The sequence below is a fragment of the Planctomicrobium mucosum genome (assembly GCF_051466335.1).
Taxonomy (GTDB): domain Bacteria; phylum Planctomycetota; class Planctomycetia; order Planctomycetales; family Planctomycetaceae; genus Planctomicrobium.
In genome coordinates, this window is the sequence record NZ_CP195793.1 from 301,215 (window position 1) to 320,067 (window position 18,853).

Consider the following 18,853-nt stretch of genomic DNA (forward strand, 5'->3'; position numbering starts at 1 on the left):
AGTGGAAACGCATTTCGCAGTTTCTTCCCTGACGACGTCAGCTCTCTGAATTCTCAGGTGAGCCGTCTAATAAGTCACCCCGCCGTTGGCGGGTCCGTTCAATACTCTGCTGTTCCCGCCATTCGGCAATTGCTCCGTGGTTCCCGCTGAGCAGGACGTCAGGAACGGTCATCCCGCGGTATTCGCGAGGACGGGTGTACTGTGGGTACTCCAGCCGGGCCGTTGACGAAAACGAATCATATTTGGCACTCGTCTCATCACCCAGCACTCCTGGGATCAGACGAATGACGGAATCGATAATCAACATTGCTGGAACTTCGCCACCATTGCAGATGAAATCCCCTGCGGAAATTTCGAGTGGTTCAAGCCCCTGGATAATGCGATCGTCGAATCCTTCGTATCGTCCACACAGCAGCAACAATCGCTCTTGTGTGGACAGTTCTTCAATCAATCTCTGGTCAAGTTGCCTTCCTTGCGGAGTCAGCATGACCAGTCGACCGGGCTTTGGCGCTTTCGTCTGAACTTCAGCGACGCAGTCGAAAATCGGCTCACACCTGAGCAGCATTCCCGGTCCGCCTCCATAGGGAGGCTCATCAACAGTTTTGTGTCGGTCCGTTGTCCAGTCCCTGAAATTCCAAAGATTCACATCGACCAAGCCGGCATCGATTGCACGCTTCAGTAGGCTTTGGCCAAGGTATCCGTCGAAAATACCTGGGAATAATGTCAGGACGTCAAACCGAAAGGGAGCCATAGATCTTTCATCAAGGATTTGTCGCGTAACAGCGGATCCGAAATCGAGTTACGATTGATGAACGACTGAACGGTTCCGATTAGACTCTTTGCAGAGATCGAGGTTGCAGAGTAGAACCTACTCAGCTGCAGCTTCTTCGGCAGGTGCTTCTTCCGCTGCCGGAGCGGCCTTGACCTGTGGAGCCTGCATTGGAGGTGGTGACTTAATTGCCCCCCAATCGTTCTCTTTGACTTTACGGATGAGTGTCGCAACTCGCTCGCTTGGCTGTGCTCCGACGGAGACCCAGTGCTCAACCCGATCCATCTTCAGGGTGACGCGCTTCGACTTGTCCTGAACCATGGGATCGTAAGTACCAATTTCTTCGATCGCCTTGGCATCACGAGCCTTGCGCTGATCGATGACGCAAATTCGGTAAAACGGCCGATGCGTCCGTCCCATTCTCTTCATTCGAATACGAACCGCCACTGAAATCTCCTGCTGTTCCACTCAATGGGCTCTTACGAACCCGATTTTTTGAGAAATAGGCTGACAGGCACCGCCTGCGGTCCGAAATCTCAATTTTGATTTTATCAAAAGAAAATCCAGCGCAAGAAGCCTGTCTCAGCGTTTTTTGTTTTTCTTACGCTGATCTTTGGCTTGCTTCCGCTGCTGCTTTTTCTTGTCGCGTAGTGCGTCTTTATCGACGGGACCGCGTTTACTTCTCTGCTTATCTTGGAGTAAATTTGAACCCGGCCCCATGAGGCCAGTCTGTAACTCCTTGACCCGCTTCATCTTGTCGCCCATTCCAAGGCCGGCCATTTGCTGCATCATTCCCGACATGCCTTTGAACTGCTTTAACAGATCATTGACTTCCGATGGGTCTGTGCCGCTTCCCTTGGCAATGCGATTGCGACGAGAGCGGTCGATTTTGTCAGGATTTCTTCTTTCGTCAAGCGTCATTGAATGAATCATCGCCCGAACCCGTCCTAGATCCTTGTCGGGGTCCATTCCGTCCATGGCATCTAATGCCTGTGACAACTGTCCCATTCCGGGGATCATTTTCAGCAAGGACTTCATTGAGCCCATGCGCTGAATCTGGCTCATTGCAGAGAGGAAGTCGTCGAGACTGAACTTTCCTTCCAGCATTTTCTTCTGCTGGCGTTCCATCTCATTTTCGTCGAGGACCTTCTGCGCAGTTTCGAGGAGTGTCGCCACATCCCCCTGTCCAAGAATACGTTGTGCCATTCTGTCGGGGTGGAATGGCTCAAGTTTGTCGGACTGTTCCCCAGTTCCGATGAACTTAATGGGGACTCCGGTGACTGCTTTGACTGAGAGGGCGGCCCCCCCGCGAGAGTCACCGTCGAGCTTGGTCAGAATTACGCCGTCGAGTTCGAGCGCTTCGTTAAAAACCTTCGCGCTGTTGACAGCGTCCTGCCCTGTCATGGCGTCACAGACAAGCAATGCTTGATCCGGAGCCAGCTTGTTGTCGATCTCGATCAATTCCTTCATCAGGGAATCGTCGATGTGCAAACGTCCAGCTGTGTCCAAAATCAGGACGCTGCAATCGTTGGCGCGTGCCTGCTTCTTCGCGTTCAAGCAAACTTTGACGGGAGAACTGCTGCCAGCCTCTTCCCAGTAGACGGGAACTCCGATTTGTTCGCCGAGGACGCGAAGCTGTTCGATCGCGGCGGGACGCTGCAAGTCAGCAGCGACGAGCATCGGCTTAACGCCTTGCTCCTTCAGCATCTTAGCCAGTTTACCGCAAGTTGTGGTTTTTCCCGCCCCCTGCAGACCGCACATCATAATGACGGTGAGCTCACCTCGCCGGACAGCGAGTGTGTGATCGACCGGCCCCATCAGGTTGACGAGTTCCTGATAGACAATTCCGACGATTTGTTCTGCTGGCCGGAGCGATTTCAGAACTTTTTCGCCGACTGCCTGCTCAGTGACATCTTCCGTGAATGCTTTGGCGACATCGTAATTGACGTCTGCTTCCAGCAGCGCTTGGCGAACTTTCCCCATCCCCTCACGGATGTTGGAGTCCGTCAACTTACCGCGGGCAATAGAGCCAATCGCATCGGTTAGATTGCGTGTGATTGATTCAAACATGATAAATCTCTGGCTCAAAATCTCAGCTGAATACCGTCCGGGCTGGAGTATAGCAGACTCGCGGGAGGTTGAGAGAGACCCAGAAATAGAGAAAATTGGAGATTTGCCCGTTGCAATCGGCAAATCCGTATGGGAGTCCGAGATGCAGTGTCGGTTCCATTAAGTCGGAATGTTCGGGGGAATGGCGAGTCAGCCGACGCCAGAAGATTGAGTCGCTCGCATCCGGGAGAGAATTCCGCAGCCAGCTCGCACTCACGTCCGTGTCTCGGGGCGTTCCGGGTGAAGGGGGACACCCGGTTTGACCAAACATGCGACCAAACATGCGACCAAACATGCGACCGAACATGCGAGACCGGCGAGTCTGGCAGAGCGAACTCAACCAGACTCACGCACTCGGAACTTACGACAGCTGTATCGTGAACCGATTCTGCGAGGAGGTATTCGTCAGGTCGAGGACCGGTGAGTAGTCGTACACGTTGATGGTTTTGCCGTCCGGTTCGAAGTTCAGGAGTCGCAACCATCCATCCCCGCCGTTCGGCTTCATCTGAAAGTTGACGAGCATCTGCGTCACGTCTTTGTCGCCACTGTGCTTTGAAACGAACCTTCCGAGGCCGTCACCGAGGACGTGCCCATTGAGTGTCAGAATGAATTGTTCGTTTGGCTCGATTAGCTTGTTCCAAAGTTCTTCGCCGTCGTTGACGTCGTCATCAGTCGCTTTGGCGATCGGGTAGGAGTGTGGGTTCCACGCCTGCTTGGATCCCTTGGTTTTCCAGTCATAGCGAGACTCGTCGAAATGCATGTACGCGTGCGTGATGAGAATCGCTTCGTGGTCGCTGTGCTTGGCGACAACTTCGTTCGCCCATCGAATCACGTCGCCTCGGGGACCGAACTCGAGACTGACGATCAGAAACTTACGGGCGCCGACATCCAGCGTGTGGTAGCTGTTGTCGAAGCGGTCTGGCTCTTTGTCGTATACGCCGCCGAAGTTGGGAAGATTGTTGTACTTCGCCAGCGGGAAGTAATCATGGAAGAGTGTTGTGCGGTCTTTGCAAGTTCCGCCCTGGCTGTAGTCGTGGTTGCCAAGAGCCATGAAGTAGGGAATCTTGCCATCGAGCAAGTTCATCGCAGCGACTGCATTTTCCCATTCCTTGGCGGTATTGTTGTTCGTGACGTCACCCAGGTGCAGCACGCAGGCGAGACTCCTGCTTTCCTGATTGTCGACCGCCCACTGAGTTTGGGCAGCGAATGTCTGAGGAAAGTGTGAGCTGTAGTTTTGGGTGTCGGGGAGTACGAGCATCGTGAATCCCCCAGCAGCAGGTGGAGGTGGGGCACCTTTGGTTAGCTCGTTCGAAGCGTCTTCTGCTTTCAGAGGCTGCGAGAGCAAAGTCATTGCGGGGATCGCAGCGACCATCATCCCGGATTGTAAAAAGCATCTGCGGTTGAGTTTTTCCATGAGCTGGTTTCCTAACCTTCAAAGCTGATCAAAATGTCACGTGTTCTCGCGTCCCGCAGGGGGGATGAAAGGCACGCTAGAGAAAGCGACGAATACCAGCGGCCCGGGAACTCCACAATCGTCAACTGAAAATGACCTTTGGAGGAAGCCGCATCTGCGATTCGGTGATCCGATATTTGTGTCGTACGGCACCCGCAGAACTCTTTGCGATGAATGCGCCGCTGCAATTTCAATGACAGTTCTCAATTGCTTCAATCGGTTTTTGCTATTAGCCCGAGAACGAGCGAGTCCCATCGTATAAATATTTGGCGAGCCTATTCAGGCCTTAGCCCAAAGAAAGGAACGATTTTGATCACTTCCTCTTGAGTACTGGAATGCTCTGGAGAGATTCGAATTTTAAGAAAGTGTTCTCGATAAACTTCGAGGACTTCTGCTTCGGTGAAGTCGTAGTCGATGTTTGGCCAGACTTTCACACTTACGCCGGGCTTGAAGCCTCCTACCGAATCAACCGCATTTAACTTCTCCGGAACCGGACGATTAAGAGGGTTATTTTGAGCAGCGAAATTCGGAGGTGGATTTTGTGGTGATGGCTGCGGATTAGTGGACTGTTCAGGTTGAGATTGAGGTCCAGGTCTGAATTCGCCTGAACCATTACCACCAATCATCGATCCATCACCGCCGAACTCTTCCATCGGGCCTCTTCGGCCTCTCTGCCCACGTGAGGGACCTCGACCTTCCCTTCCTGAACGAATCATCCGTTGGCCAATCGACAAGTCGAGATGAGCATCGGGACTGTCATAGCGTCCGGTTGAACCGCTTTTCTGGACGAGTACGACACGGTTGCCCGGCTTCGATTCAAAATGCCGTTCCATTCGATCGTACTCGTGGAGAGTCGTAAACTCTTTTCCTGCCTCAGTTCCACCCAAGAAACGAAACTTGATGAAACCCTCTTCGTATAAATCCAAAACTTCAGCGTTCTCAAACCCACCCTGATTCGTGGGTAAGTAGACGTGATCACCGCGTTTCAACTGCATCAATGATGCTGAAGGGGTTAACTTTCGACTTGAGTCAGATTCCGCGTAAATTTTCAGCTCAGGGCCGTAATAAGCGCTGACGTTTCCATTTTCGTTTTGGATGGGTGGTTGGTTCGCAATTCTTTCGGCGTTCTCGACGTCACGATCGGTTCGGGCTTGCTGAAGAACCCCCTCGTGTGCTTTTTGGATATGTTCATAGGCGAGCTTCAGAAGGTCATCCATTACATAAGACAGCTTCTCGTCGTTGTTCTTTCTCAAGACCAATCTGTAAGAATACTCTGCCTGTTGATAACGCGCCGAACCACCGAACTGAACCTGAGACCACATTTCACGATCGACATATCTCACGTCGGTTAAATCAAGCTTGCGAAACTCGTAGTCGCTTGTTGGAAATCCACCAGCTTCAATGGAGGTTGGAGTCACTTTGACGTATTTCGTGAGATTGTGAAGCGCGGTCCCACTGGAATAGGTGAAAATGATCAGCGCTGTAGAAGCAACGAAGCTGTTGACCAGCAGATGCCTTAAATAGGTTTTTCTCTTCTTTTTGCTCCCGTTCATCATGTCATAAGACGATTTGGCTTTTCCCGCGAAAATCACCAGAACAGCGAGTGATATCAGAGAAAAAACGAGAGAATAAACCCAAGTGCTGTATGCCGGATAAATGTAAACGGTGTCGTTTATCGTTTTTAGAATCGGGGTGCTGAAACTACTCGTTGAAGCAAGCTGAAAGAACATGAACTTCCCCCACAATTCCCACATGATTCCCGGTTTTCCCATCGATTAAAACAGATGCGTTTCCAGCAGTCAATTCGAAGAAAAGAAGCCTGAAGCATGGTTTGGCAGGATCACTTTTGCCTCTATTTGCCATACGAAACCTACTCATGAGGTTTTCATTTTTCTGGTGAGAGGCGAGAGCAGGCGCCATGCTGCTTTCGTTTAAAACAACTTGCATCTTTCAACATTGAGAGATTTTGATGATGAGCATGTCAGTTTGATAATTGATCGGATTATCCCAGTGAATTGCAATTCAAACGTTTTGTGGCCTCGGTTCGTCAAAGTTGCTTGGATGATGGTGGAAACAGTGGTAAAAATGCTGAATTCAGATGAATCAAATTCAGCCTCAGTTGCTCAATGTTTTTGAACAAGGAGATTGGGCCAAGTTCTCCTCCAGTTACTAGGAATTCGGAGTTATAGAAATGAATCGTTTGAACCTCCTTACTTGTTGCTTGGTGGCGGGATTGTCGCTGCTGCTGCCACACTCGACGACAATGGGAGAGGATGCCTCTCCTCGTCAGCTACGAGTGTTGTCATTCAACATTCTGAACGATGCAGCACGTGGAGGGATTGAACAGACCGCTGAGGTGATGAAAGCCAGCAGAGCGGACGTCATCGGGATTCAGGAAGTTCACAAGATCGGGCCGAAGCTGGCGGAAATGACTGGTTTCACGTTCGTCAAGCAGCCGAAAGGGGGAATCTTGACCCGCCTGAAAGTCTTGGAGAAATCCAAGGCAGGCTTCGGATTGAAGTTGGAACTCGAAGGGGGAGAATCGTTCTGGATGTACAACGTGCATCTGCATCACGCTCCGTACGGTCCCTACCAGCTGAACGGGATTCCCTACCTGAAAGAAGATCCATTTGTGCATACACCGGGGGAGGCGATCGCAGAATCGGTTCGCGCTCGTAGTGTTGAACTGGCGGCGATCATCATGGATATGGGACCGGCGTTGCTCGCCAAAGAAAAAATCGTTTTGACTGGGGACTTCAACGAGCCATCACACCTCGACTGGACCGAAGAAGCGGTTGCCGCCAAGTTGATCCCAGTTGCGGTAAAATGGCCGCAGAGCCGACTTGTTGAAGATTCCGGATTCCGAGATGCATTTCGGGAGATCTATCCAGATCCAGTTGCAAAGCCCGGATACACCTGGACCCCAACACCATCCGCACGGGACGTGCTGGACCGAATTGATTTTGTTTACCACATCGGATTCAAGCCGAAGACCGCTGAAGTTGTTGGTGAAGCTGAGAAGACTTCTGACATCGTCGTGACTCCATATCCTTCAGATCACCGCAGTGTGGTCGTTGAATTCTCCTATTGATCCGTTTTTTGTTGCCGAGAATTTCAGGCTGATTCAGAACTCGTGGATTGATGCAGGATTCTCGGCAACACGTTCAGAACGTGATCGAAAATTAGTTTTTGATCCGAGCGACCGGTTTGCTCATGAGATTGATCATGGCAATGTCGGTGACCGCTTCGCTGAATTCTGTTGTGCGTTCATGGCCCTGGCATGCCCGCGATACCGGGCCAGCCAGGCGAATGTCACTCTGACCCACTCAGGTAATTCTTTCCGGCCGTAGGCTGCAAACAGGACTTTCAGTTTTGGGCAGACACATTCCTGAATCGCCAGGAGCAAGCAGTCGCCATCATACCCTCGTTCCCATCCTCCTTCTGCGGTCCGCACCGACCGACTGTCGACAATGGCGACTTCGAGATCAAACTGAAGTTCCGGGTCTCCGGGAATTCGATGAACTCTGGCGTTCAGTTTCGCAGTATCCTTCGGCCCGATGGTCAGGCAGTTGGCTATCAGGCTGACATTCTGGAAAGGGGGCTACCTTGGAGGTATCTGCGACGAGCTCCATGAGCGAAGCGGCCCCGAACTACTCTCAGCCAACGGTCAGAAGACAACCATCAATGCAGCGGGTGACCGAACAACTGTACCGCTCGGGAAGTCGGCAACGCTGCGGCCGCTTGGCGAATGGAACGATTACCGCATTACCGCCAAGGGGCAACAGATCGTCCTGGAAATCAATGGGGCGAAGAGCACCGAGCTGGTCGATCAGGAGGAGGGACACTTCGACCTGAGCGGATTTCTCGGCCTGCAACTTCGTGCGGGAGAGCCGATGATCGTCCAGTTCAAGGACATCGACCTTAAGAAGCTCTGAACTGCTCTTCTCGTCAAGTTTCGCAAGATAATGATGCAAGTGACGACATGTGAGTTCCTAAAAGAAGAGAACAGGATTCTCCCGACGTAGGGGAAATCCCTCATGCGGCAGCATCGACTGACTGTTGACGATCGACACTCTTCCTGTCCCTACCGATGCTTGCGGATGGAGAGAACTCAAAAGGTGTGATTTGATCCGAACGCTTAGGTCTCCCTGAATTGTATTCGTTTGATTTGGTCGAAGATTTTGATCTTCGCGGGAGTGAATCTCGTCTTCAATTGGCACGATACATGTTTCGCACTGATCGTGTCTCAGGTATTTTCTTCCCCGTCCCAAAGCAATCTCTATCTCTGGAAATACTATGACAGACAGATTTTGGAAGCTCATCGCGAGTCGTGCCGTCCTTGGACTTTTCTATGTCGGACACGGACTGCACCAGCAACATAGTGTCGACTCATTTCCGACCTTCTCCAAATCTGCACTTGCAGACGGAATTGCTATCGAACAAGGAAAAATTTACACGACAAGTCCAGATGGCAGTCAGGTACACTGCTGGAGCATGTATGTAGGTAGAAATGGAGTTCAGTACATAAACTCAGCCAGTGTTCCTGGCCAAGCTCCTGCCGAAGTGAAATAGTTCCGACATCAATGCAATTGGCGTTTTCAGTGGATTGCAAGATTCTGGAAGGTCGGTCTGGTCTTACGCAGCGGCACTCGCGTCGGTTAACTTCCAGCCAGAGGTCGCCGGAGACTACGTAAACGGTATGGACCAGATTTTTGAGGACGACGCTGCATTTCAGATCCGTGAAGAGGAATTGGCATTCAGCTACTCGATGCTGGGCTGGACCGCTGCAAGGATTGGGGTACTGACTGGCACTGGGCCACCCTGAGTTTTATGGTCGGTTTGCTTTCTCTGCAGAATTGGCTCGGCAGATTGATTCCCCGTTCGATGGGGGTGATGCCTGAATGGCAATGGAACTCGTTGAAAATTCCCTGCAGGATGTGGTGGGCCGAATCGAATTCTCATCCCTGTTTTGGAGTTGAAGTGATGCTCAGTGTGCAGGCGATGAAAGTCCGTCATCACGGACAATCGAGCTGCTTGAAGTCGCTTCGCTCTCCATGCGAATCGCCCGCAATGAGGTTTCCATCCCCTGAGTTCCTGGCGCGACTAGCGAGCCTACTTGCAGGCGGAAAGTTGGCAGAACACGTCCTTCTGCGCGACCAAAAATTCGATGGAAGTCTGACGGAACAGTTGCAAAGTATTTGGCACGCGATATCAAAGTCGCTGACAAGCACAATTTGCCTGCATGGTGAACTACGGAACTGGCTCGGGTGTAAGCACTTGCATGCAAGAGAGGATCTACTTGCTTTCAACTCATGAGCCGTTTACGATATGTATTGCTTAACTGCGACCCCTACCTCCCGAAATCCACCACACCTGCAATCCGGTCCTGTTGAGCACACAGTTGTACTTCGTCCAGTCAGGTTGACCCGTTCACATGATTGGCACTGAATATCGGCTGACCTGCCATTGTACCTGCCACCGTCCTCCCTGAATGGGGCCTTACCCATGCTCGAAAACTTTGAGGGGTTGGATCGCCGTAGCTTTCTACGCACTTCTGGAAGCGTAGTTGGAGCTGCCCTTCCAGTTGGTATCTCTCTCGCGAATGATTCGTTCGCCAACCGGCCCGTCGGCTTTGGTCGAGCGAAGTCGGTTCTGATTGTTTTGTTAAGTGGCGGACTCAGCCAGCTTGATACGCTTGATATGAAGCCCGACGCCCCAGCCGAAGTTCGTGGTGAGTTCGCTCCGATTTCGACGACACTTCCGGGTGTGACTGTTTGTGAGCATTTGCCGAAATTCGCTCAACAGACGGATCGTTGGGCGATTGTCCGAACACTCGCACACCGTGAGCACAACCATCTGTTGGCGACCCACGTGGCACTGACGGGGCGACCGACTCCACTTCCGCGGGGAGGTTCGGATCTCGATCGCGTTGAAACTCGCAATGACTTTCCGAATTTTGCTGCTGCTCTCAATTTCATCAGACCACGGACTGATGGAATGCCTTCAGGCGTGGCTTTGCCAAACTACCTGATCGAAGGCCCTTTGACATGGCCTGGTCAGCATGCTGGATTTCTCGGACCTAAACACGATCCTTGGCAAATCAATGGAGATCCGAACGACAATGGCTTCCAGATGCAGGCTCTCGCAATGCGTCCAGATGTCCCCATTGAAAGGCTCCGCTCGCGGCAGCATCTGCTCGGTGAGCTGAGCTTGAACCGAAGCAGGACGATGAGTGTTGATATCGAATCGCTTCGCGATCAACAGCAGTTAGCATTCAATCTGATGACCTCTGGTAAGGTAACTCAGGCGTTTGAGCTGAACCGGGAATCCGACGAAACTCGCGAACGATACGGCCGCAATAAGTTTGGACAGTCTCTGTTGCTATCCAAGCGTCTCGTCGAAGCGGGCGTTCCGATGGTCCATGCGACAATGGGAATTGTTCAGACATGGGACACGCATGTTGACAATTGGGGGCGACTCAAAAATACGCTCTTGCCTCAACTGGATCAGGGGCTTGCGGCACTCACTGACGACTTGCAGGCGAGCGGTCTGCTGGATGAAACTCTAATCGTCGTCATGAGTGAGTTTGGAAGAACTCCTGCGGTCTCGACGCTACCAGGTCAGACGATTCCCGGACGAGACCACTGGGCGCACGCATATTCTGGCCTGTTCGCCGGTGCGGGAGTCAAGGGAGGCCAAGTCCTCGGGCAGACCGACAGGCAAGCCGCCTATCCCGTGAGCAAATCATGGTCTCCTGCCGATATCTGTACAACGATTTTCAACTCGCTAGGTGTGGACGCTGGAGCGACGCTTTATGACCCATTAAATCGTCCTCATCACCTTCTCAACGGGAATGTCATCTCGAATCTTTATACGGGAGCGACTGCATGACTGGCCGCCCGAATCCACATTCTGATTCACACTGGCAGCATGTCAGACGGACCCGCCGTGAGGCATTACAGGTCGGGGCGATCGGGATTCTTGGATTGGGGATGAATCATCTGACGGGGCTACGCGAGGCCTCTGCAGTGGGTGGCGTCGGATCCAGTGGTCGAGCGCGATCGTGCATCTTTGTTTTTCTCTCCGGTGGATTGTCGCAGCTGGAGAGCTTCGACATGAAACCTTCAGCTCCCGAGAACATCCGCGGTGAGTTCAAGCCTTGCAGCACGAAAACACCGGGGCTCCAGATCTGTGAACACTTGCCGAAGCTGGCAGAGCGAAGTGAGATGTGGGCGGTGTGCCGATCGTTAACGCATCCCTCCAATGACCACACTGCCGGTCATCACATCATGTTGACCGGACATTCCGAATTGCCGACGGGATTCAGTCCGGCCGGGCCCAGTCGCACTGACGATGCTTCGGTCGCGGCGATCACTGGCTACGCAATGCGTGAACGTCAGCACAACAATCTTCCAACCGCCGTCGTTCTGCCGGAACGACTCGTTCACAGCACTGGTCGCGTGATCCCCGGGCAGGATGCTGGAGTCATGGGAGCGCGACATAACCCTTGGCTCATCCAGGCGAGTCCCTTTCACAACGCTTCTTACGGGGCGTTTCCGGCCTACGCGTTTGACCATCAAGTTCGAGGCAACGCCGACGATCGTATTTTTCAGGCCCCACAGCTTACCTTGCCGGAGGGGCTCAGCATGCAGGCGATCAACGGGCGTCTCGCCCTGTTCGACGTGCTGAATCAACAACGGAGATCTCTCGATAAATACGCTCAGGTCGAGAATTTTGACAGACTCAGACAGGGGGCTGTCTCACTGCTGACCGAATCCGCAGTGAATGAGGCCATGGACGTCACAAACGCCTCTGAGCAGGATTTGGACCGATATGGGCGCCATTCATTTGGGTGGTCGCTGTTGATGGCGCGCCGCCTGGTCGGCGCCGGCGTCAGCCTCGTGCAGGTCAATTTGGGAAATAATGAAACTTGGGACACTCATGGAAACGCCTTCCCTCACCTGAAAGACAAGCTGTTTCCACCGACCGACCAAGCACTCTCTGCATTGCTGGACGACCTTGCCTCGACGGGGGAATTGGATGAAACCCTCGTCGTGGTGTGTAGCGAATTCGGACGCACGCCCCAGATCACGCTGCTCGAGAATCATTACAAGCTTCCCGGTCGCGATCACTGGGGAGCGGTCCAGTCCGTCCTGTTTGCAGGAGGTGGAGTTCGGGGCGGGAACGTCATTGGGCAATCGGATGCGCAAGGTGCTTATCCGAAGGAACAACCCGTCAAACCAGAGAATTTTGCAGCAACAATTTACAACGCGCTCGGCATCCCGGCGACTGCCGCCTGGCACGATGTTGAAAATCGACCTCACCACATTTATAGCGGCGAACCGATCGCAGGTTTGTACGCTTAACCCTCAAGGCTGAAAAAGGTCTATGAATCTCCTTCGCCTACACTCCAGGAATTGAGATGCGTAACTCGCAATTGTTAAACCAGATGGCATGTCGAGATTTCCGGCGGTCCGTAAATCTAAATCGTCGACAGGCTCTCTGTGCAGGGACGATTTCCGCACTAGGACTTGGACTTGACCTCGGAAGTCTGGAGTCCCGTATTGCAGCAGCACACGCAGCCGAGTTGACCCTTCCAGTTAAACGTGCCAAGGCGTGCATCTTTATTTTTATGTGGGGCGGTCCAAGTCAGCTGGATACGTTCGACTTGAAACCTGACGCTCCCTCAGAAGTTCGTGGTGAATTCAACCCAATCTCGACACGCGTTCCCGGGATCCAGATCTGCGAGCACTTCACAAAAATTGCTGGCCTTACTGACAAAATGGCGATCATTCGGTCACTGACCCATGATGATCCAGCCCATCTCTCGAGTGGGCATTTAGCTGTGACCGGCCAACTCGCCCCCGTGCTGAAAAGCGATGCGGATCCACCGAGTGCAAAAGATTCTCCGCATCTGGGATCGCTCGTTTCAAAACTCCGGCCCGTTTCCAATGGACTCCCATCCTTTGTCGCGATGCCGTGGAAAGCGTTCCATCCGGCAGCGCCCGGCGGCGAGGCACCCGGTCAACACGGTGGTTGGATGGGATCGGCGTATGATGGAATGTTATTAACGGGAGACCCCAATCAGCCTGCCTGGCAGCCTCAAGGATTATCCTTACCAGCTGATATTCAAATGGAACGCCTGCAATCGCGGGTAGAACTTCTCCGGATGCTCGATGCACAGCGATCGACTCTCCATCGGTCGCTCGAGACAACGGCGTTCGGGAATCACCAATCACGCGCCATGGAGATGGTCGGATCAGAACAGGTGAGATCTGCGTTTGACCTGTCTCAAGAGAGCGATGCGATGCGGGAACGGTATGGCCGGAATATTCACGGTCAATGCGTACTGATGGCTCGGCGTTTGGTTGAACATGGCGTGCCACTGGTTTCAGTGAACTGGCACAACGATGGAATGAACTTCTGGGATACTCATGGGGACAACTTCAATCGTTTGAAGAACGATTTGATCCCACCTGCTGATCAGGCACTCTCAGCGCTTATTACGGATCTTGAAGAACGTGGAATGCTTGACGAGACGATCATCGCCTGGGTAGGGGAATTCGGCCGTCGCCCTCAGATCACCGCGGGCAATGCAGGACGCGAACATTGGCCGTTCTGCTACAGCGGAATTCTTGCTGGAGGTGGAGTTCGCCCCGGCATCGTTTATGGTTCCAGCGATCAACACGCTGCCTACCCCACGTCCAACCCCGTTACTCCCCAAGACTTTGCCACCACAATCCTTCACGCGATGGGCTTACCGACTGAAGCCATGCTGCCTGATCGAGAAGGTCGTCCACACCGAATCACCTCAGGGAGAGTTTTACATGAATTGCTGGTGTGACGTTGCCATGAGAATGATGAGCGATATCTTCCTGACTTGTCCAAAAGCTATTCGAAGCAGGACCCGGACAGTTATTGTACTCTGCCTCGCCTGGATCTATTCGGCTCTGCCCGTCGAAGCGCAGGTGATCAACTCGGTGCAGCAGCGGACCTGCAAGGCGGGGCAGACAACGCAACTGACGATCCAGGGAACTGATCTCAATGACTCGCTGCGGATTTTAGTGAGCAGTCCTGCCGTTCAATCGAAGATCGAAAAGATCGAACCAACTCAAGCAACAGTCACACTCACTCTGGCTGAAGACTCTCCTCCGGGCCCGATGAGCATCTGGTTGACGACCGCTACGGGAGCAGTGAAATCACATCTCCTTTATGTCGACGACCTGGATGCAGTCGCCGATCAGGGAAACAATCACACTCGGGAAACGGCACAGCAGCTTTCGACTCACTCATCCGTTGAAGGAGTCTGCAATGCATCGCTCAGCGACTTCTATCGATTCCATGCAGACGCTGGGCAACGTATTGCCGTCGAAGTCCATACGCAGCAACTTCGGTCGACAATGGATCCGGTCGTTCGGCTGCTGAATGCTGCAGGCCAGTCCCTCATTCAAGCCGATGACAGTCCAGTTGGTCCGGATTGTTCATTCAGCTATCAGATCGAGAAGGCTGGAGACTATTGGATCGAAGTCCTCGACAGTCGGCATGGGGCAAACGGTGCTCCCTATCAACTGCGCATCGGTAATTTCCCAGTCGTTCACCATTGTTTTCCAATCGCGATCAAACGAGGAGAGAAAGCGAACATCCGCTTCATTGGACCTGATGGTCCGATGTTGATGCCGCAAGAATTCGCCGTCGGCACTGCTCCTCAGGTTCGCGATCGCGTGCGTGTACGATTCGCACCCGGCCAGCCTGCAAGCTGGCTGCCGCTCATCCGCAGTTCACAAACACAGGTGATTGAGCCAGTCGCGAGCGACGTGCTCACGCTCCCGATTGGAATTAACGGTCGCTTCAAAGAACCACAGGAAATCGACAGTTATTTGATTCATGGAACGAAAGGGCAATCCGTTCATTTTAGTACTGTGACACGTAGCGTCGGTAGCCCAACCATCCTACAGATGCGACTCTTCAACAGTGCGGGAACTCGAATTGCAGAATCGAAGGTGTCCGAGTCGGATGAATCGACGTTCACTACAACTTTTCCTGAAGATGGAGACTATCGACTTGAGGTGGCCGACCTCTTGAAGAGAGGTGGAGACCAATTCAACTACTACATCGAGTGCGTCCCAGCGGGAACGTTTGCTATTTCATTTAAACCGGTGGCCAGCACCCGAGAAGATTTCCTCATTGAACCGGGGCACGGTGCGTGCGCATTGGAACTGCAAATCCAGCGATTCGGTTACGATGGCGAGATCGACCTCGCTTTGAGCGTACCAGACTCCGGACTGCGCCTCTTAAATCCACGCATTCCTGCAAACGCGAATGAAGCGAAGATTTATCTGGCGGCAGATCCAAAATGGAAAGCGGAAAACGCGAACGTCCTGCAACTCACCGCAACGTCCGTGACGAATCCGGAGCTTCAATGTGTTGTCGACAGCCGTGCATTGCGGCGAGTGAAAGAGCCATCGATTCTCGCACCTGTTGATCGGGTCGAAGGAGAGATTGTTCTCTCTTCCGGGGCGGGAACACCATCTCCATTCGAACTCGCTACAACTGAACCGATCGAGTTCGCCCGGCCGATTCGGTCCCATTCGGCGGTCCTGACTCTCAAACGAATTCAAGAGAACTTCAAAGCTGGGGTCGACATTCTTCCAGATCAGTTCCCCGCCGGGTGGGGCGTCTCGACTCAAGTGGAACAAGATAAATACACACTCAATTTCACGCGTGGTGATCAGGCGACTGTAGAACCTGAGCAATTGCAGTTGCTGGTCTTTGGTGAACTTGATGGACGAGGCCGGATCGAAACCTGCCGCGTCCCTGTTCAGTGGATCGACCCAGTCCGTGTCACGCTTTCATTCCCAGCACCACTGGTTAGAGGAGGCCAGGCCAGCGCTGAATTGAAATTGCAACGATCAGGATCGGATCCACAACCAGTCACAATCACGGTCGATCAGTTGCCCGCAGGTATTACAGGACTTTCACCAATCACCATTGCAGCTGATCAAAACTCGGCGGTGATGACATTTGAGATCGCCGCTGATGCGGTTCTCGATCTTAAACGCGAATTCACAGTTCGTGCGACCAGCAAGTTTGCGGCACAGGAATTTACCGTCAGCTCGGCGCATGAGCTTCCACTGTTGACTGATAGTCCTGCAAGCGTTGTTGTCCATCCGAGTCAGATCAGCTTTGACGATCCACGGGGACGGCAGCAGCTCGCCATCACAGGGATCGACGCTCAGGATGGAATGCGGGACTGGACGCGCACTGCCAGGATTTCTTCGTCAAATCCTCTCATCGCTGAGGTGCGGAATGGAGTCGTCTATCCCGTCGCCGATGGCGAAACGGAAGTGGTCGTCGAAGTAGGGCACGCCAGAAGCGTTGTTCCTGTTCGCGTGACCAATCGAACCACGTTCCGTAAGCTCGGGTTCGAGTCAGAAGTTCTGGTTGCATTGTCCAAACAAGGATGCAACGCTGGCGCCTGCCACGGTTCTCCAAGCGGTAAAGGGGGATTCCGACTCTCCCTGCGAGCGTTCGATATGAAACTCGATGAGCACACCTTGATTCACGAGGAGTTCGGTCGTCGAGTGAATACCCTTGAACCAGAAGAAAGCTTGCTCTTGCTAAAGCCGCTGATGAGTGTCTCGCACGGCGGTGGAAAGCAGATGCGAAAGAGCGACGTGGCCTACGCCATTCTTCAGGACTGGATCTCAACAGGTGCGACCGCAGATCCAGAGGGGACGCCTCGGATCGTCAAAATTGAAATTTATCCGAGCCAGAAACGAATCCTGAAAGTTCAAAACGGCGGGGTGCAGTTTGCAGTAACTGCGCATCTCGCTGACGGCCGCAAACGCGACGTCACTCACTTGGCCGCCTATGAAACATCCGACACCTCTGTCGCGACAGTCAGTGTCAACGGGTTCGTCACCCCACAGGCCCGTGGAGAAGTCGCGATCCTCGTCCGGGTCCTCGAATACATCGAGTCGGTCCCTTTGATGTTTGTCGAGAATCAGGAAGGATTCGAATGGCGAGCACCGACACCAAACAACTATGTCGATGAACTCGTCTACGCCAAGTTGAAACAGCTTCAATATCAGCCTGCCGATCGTTGCAGCGATGATGAATTCTTGCGGCGAGTGAATCTCGACTTGCTTGGAATACTTCCCACTCCAGAGCAGACGACCGTCTTCCTGAGTGACAACAGCCCGGACAAGCGCGAACGACTGATCGATTCACTGCTGCAGCGTGAAGAGTTCGCCAAGTTCTGGGCACTCAAATGGGGCGACCTGCTGAAACTGACGAGTAAGCTCGTCGGGGACGACGGGGTTTACAAGTACCATCGCTGGATCGAAAACTCGTTGCATACAAACATGCCCTATGATGAGTTTGCAAAGCAACTCCTCACTGGAACCGGCAGCACGTTGGCAAATCCTCCAGCGAATTTCTATCGCACGTCGACTGACATGAACGAGTGCGTGGAAACCATTTCGCAAGTTTTCCTCGGTGCCAGATTGCAGTGTGCGAAATGCCACAATCACCCGTTCGAACGATGGACGCAGGACAATTACTACGGCCTCGGTGCATTCTTCAATCGGGTTCAGCGACGCAATACCGAACGACCGGGAGAGGCATTCGTTTATACGAATAGTGAGGGTGATGTCGTTCAACCGAGAACTGGTCAGGTCATGGCTCCTTGGCTGCCTCAAGCGGGAACAGTCGAGTCACCCGGTGATGGTGATCGACGCGGAATCTTCGCGGAATGGCTTGTCGATGAAAACAATCCTTACTTCGCCCGGATCGAGGCGAATCGCATCTGGAGTCAGCTCTTTGCACGAGGAATCGTTGATCCAATCGACGACTTCCGCGATTCGAACCCTCCTTCCAACGCAGCGTTACTTGATGCTCTTGCAGAAGATTTTGTGAAGAGTGGTTACGATCGCAAGCACCTATTACGAGTCATCCTCAACAGCCAGACTTATCAGGCAAGTTGTGAGACGACGAAGTTCAATGAATCTGACTCACGGTACTTTTCACACCAAGAGCCACGTCTGTTGACTGCGGAACAGCTACTCGATGCTATCAATCGAACGCTGGCAATTGAGCAGAAGTTCGGAACTCTTCCCGCTGGAACCTTGGCGACTCAGTTGCCTGCCCCGGACCTCGTCAAAGTCGATTTTCTGAAAGTTTTCGGACAACCAGAACGAAGCACAGTCTGCGCGTGTGAACGGGTTGATGATTCCAATTTGGGAATGGCGATCGAATTGTTTAACGGCCCCTTGCTGCATGAAAAACTTCGGGACGCAAACAATCGATTCCGCACATCACTCGGTTCAGGAAAGACGGTCGAGGAAACGATTCGTGAAATTTACCTCGCGGCTTTATGTCGATTCCCGACTGAAATTGAACTGAAGATTGCTGTGGAACACTGTAGCAAGAACTCTGATCCAATCGTTGGAGTCGAAGACATCTGCTGGGCGTTGTTCAATACGGACGAATTCCTATTCCAACACTAAAACGACGCAGTAGTC

15 protein-coding genes are annotated in these 18,853 nt (G+C 52.8%); 8 read left to right on the plus strand and 7 right to left on the minus strand.

The features are described from left to right. Positions 1-37: 37 nt before the first annotated feature. The 6 genes from trmD to SH668x_RS01305 form a co-directional block, all read right to left on the minus strand. On the minus strand, positions 38-751 hold the full coding sequence (gene trmD, locus SH668x_RS01280) for a tRNA (guanosine(37)-N1)-methyltransferase TrmD (protein ID WP_437186889.1): 714 nt from the start codon (positions 749-751) through the stop codon (positions 38-40). Positions 752-868: 117 nt separating this feature from the next. Further along, positions 869-1,216, minus strand: a complete 348-nt coding sequence (gene rpsP, locus SH668x_RS01285; RefSeq protein WP_437186890.1) for a 30S ribosomal protein S16 — start codon at positions 1,214-1,216, stop codon at positions 869-871. 135 nt (positions 1,217-1,351) lie between these two features. Then, a complete protein-coding gene (gene ffh, locus SH668x_RS01290; RefSeq protein ID WP_437186891.1) occupies positions 1,352-2,839 on the minus strand; it encodes a signal recognition particle protein in 1,488 nt (495 codons plus the stop codon). Positions 2,840-2,861: 22 nt separating this feature from the next. Then, positions 2,862-3,218 carry a hypothetical protein gene (locus SH668x_RS01295; RefSeq protein ID WP_437186892.1) on the minus strand — a complete coding sequence of 119 codons (357 nt, stop codon included), beginning with the start codon at positions 3,216-3,218 and terminating at the stop codon, positions 2,862-2,864. Between the two features lie 21 nt (positions 3,219-3,239). Then, positions 3,240-4,292: a metallophosphoesterase gene (locus SH668x_RS01300; RefSeq protein WP_437186893.1), complete on the minus strand. Its 1,053-nt coding sequence runs from the start codon at positions 4,290-4,292 to the stop codon at positions 3,240-3,242. A 314-nt stretch (positions 4,293-4,606) separates the two neighbouring features. Continuing rightward, positions 4,607-6,085 (minus strand): hypothetical protein, encoded by a 1,479-nt coding sequence (locus tag SH668x_RS01305; protein WP_437186894.1) that lies wholly within the window; start codon positions 6,083-6,085, stop codon positions 4,607-4,609. 437 nt (positions 6,086-6,522) lie between these two features. Here SH668x_RS01305 and SH668x_RS01310 point away from each other — a divergent pair, with 437 nt between their 5' ends. Continuing rightward, positions 6,523-7,422, plus strand: a complete 900-nt coding sequence (locus tag SH668x_RS01310) for an endonuclease/exonuclease/phosphatase family protein (RefSeq protein ID WP_437186895.1) — start codon at positions 6,523-6,525, stop codon at positions 7,420-7,422. Positions 7,423-7,554: 132 nt separating this feature from the next. Here the strand turns inward: SH668x_RS01310 and SH668x_RS01315 are convergent, their stop codons facing one another. Beyond that, positions 7,555-7,785 carry a hypothetical protein gene (locus SH668x_RS01315; protein WP_437186896.1) on the minus strand — a complete coding sequence of 77 codons (231 nt, stop codon included), beginning with the start codon at positions 7,783-7,785 and terminating at the stop codon, positions 7,555-7,557. A gap of 115 nt (positions 7,786-7,900) precedes the next feature. On the opposite strand from SH668x_RS01315, the gene SH668x_RS01320 reads away from it, so the two are divergent. The 7 genes from SH668x_RS01320 to SH668x_RS01350 all read left to right on the plus strand — a co-directional run bounded on the left by SH668x_RS01320 (position 7,901) and on the right by SH668x_RS01350 (position 18,838). Continuing rightward, on the plus strand, positions 7,901-8,266 hold the full coding sequence (locus SH668x_RS01320) for a family 16 glycoside hydrolase (protein ID WP_437186897.1): 366 nt from the start codon (positions 7,901-7,903) through the stop codon (positions 8,264-8,266). A gap of 361 nt (positions 8,267-8,627) precedes the next feature. Next, the gene (locus SH668x_RS01325) at positions 8,628-8,903 is read left to right on the plus strand and encodes a hypothetical protein (protein ID WP_437186898.1); all 276 of its coding nucleotides are present in this window, start codon (positions 8,628-8,630) and stop codon (positions 8,901-8,903) included. A gap of 34 nt (positions 8,904-8,937) precedes the next feature. Beyond that, a complete protein-coding gene (locus SH668x_RS01330; protein WP_437186899.1) occupies positions 8,938-9,156 on the plus strand; it encodes a hypothetical protein in 219 nt (72 codons plus the stop codon). Between the two features lie 680 nt (positions 9,157-9,836). Next, positions 9,837-11,222, plus strand: coding sequence for a DUF1501 domain-containing protein (locus SH668x_RS01335; RefSeq protein WP_437186900.1), 1,386 nt, complete (start codon positions 9,837-9,839; stop codon positions 11,220-11,222). Further along, positions 11,219-12,697 carry a DUF1501 domain-containing protein gene (locus SH668x_RS01340; RefSeq protein ID WP_437186901.1) on the plus strand — a complete coding sequence of 493 codons (1,479 nt, stop codon included), beginning with the start codon at positions 11,219-11,221 and terminating at the stop codon, positions 12,695-12,697. The genes SH668x_RS01335 and SH668x_RS01340 overlap by 4 nt, the downstream gene beginning before the upstream one ends. 56 nt (positions 12,698-12,753) lie before the next feature. Next, positions 12,754-14,175, plus strand: coding sequence for a DUF1501 domain-containing protein (locus SH668x_RS01345; RefSeq protein ID WP_437186902.1), 1,422 nt, complete (start codon positions 12,754-12,756; stop codon positions 14,173-14,175). Then, positions 14,159-18,838 carry a DUF1549 domain-containing protein gene (locus SH668x_RS01350; protein ID WP_437186903.1) on the plus strand — a complete coding sequence of 1,560 codons (4,680 nt, stop codon included), beginning with the start codon at positions 14,159-14,161 and terminating at the stop codon, positions 18,836-18,838. Before SH668x_RS01345 ends, SH668x_RS01350 begins: the two co-directional genes overlap by 17 nt. The last annotated feature ends 15 nt before the right edge of the window (positions 18,839-18,853 follow it).

What these genes read in the sequence shown, in the direction of transcription:
- trmD (WP_437186889.1), bottom strand. Translation starts at nt 751, where the DNA reads ATGGCTCCCTTTCGGTTTGACGTCCTGACATTATTCCCAGGTATTTTC.
- ffh (WP_437186891.1), bottom strand. Translation starts at nt 2,839, where the DNA reads ATGTTTGAATCAATCACACGCAATCTAACCGATGCGATTGGCTCTATT.
- SH668x_RS01300 (WP_437186893.1), bottom strand. Translation starts at nt 4,292, where the DNA reads ATGGAAAAACTCAACCGCAGATGCTTTTTACAATCCGGGATGATGGTC.
- SH668x_RS01305 (WP_437186894.1), bottom strand. Translation starts at nt 6,085, where the DNA reads ATGTGGGAATTGTGGGGGAAGTTCATGTTCTTTCAGCTTGCTTCAACG.
- SH668x_RS01310 (WP_437186895.1), top strand. Translation starts at nt 6,523, where the DNA reads ATGAATCGTTTGAACCTCCTTACTTGTTGCTTGGTGGCGGGATTGTCG.
- SH668x_RS01325 (WP_437186898.1), top strand. Translation starts at nt 8,628, where the DNA reads ATGACAGACAGATTTTGGAAGCTCATCGCGAGTCGTGCCGTCCTTGGA.
- SH668x_RS01335 (WP_437186900.1), top strand. Translation starts at nt 9,837, where the DNA reads ATGCTCGAAAACTTTGAGGGGTTGGATCGCCGTAGCTTTCTACGCACT.
- SH668x_RS01340 (WP_437186901.1), top strand. Translation starts at nt 11,219, where the DNA reads ATGACTGGCCGCCCGAATCCACATTCTGATTCACACTGGCAGCATGTC.
- SH668x_RS01345 (WP_437186902.1), top strand. Translation starts at nt 12,754, where the DNA reads ATGCGTAACTCGCAATTGTTAAACCAGATGGCATGTCGAGATTTCCGG.
- SH668x_RS01350 (WP_437186903.1), top strand. Translation starts at nt 14,159, where the DNA reads ATGAATTGCTGGTGTGACGTTGCCATGAGAATGATGAGCGATATCTTC.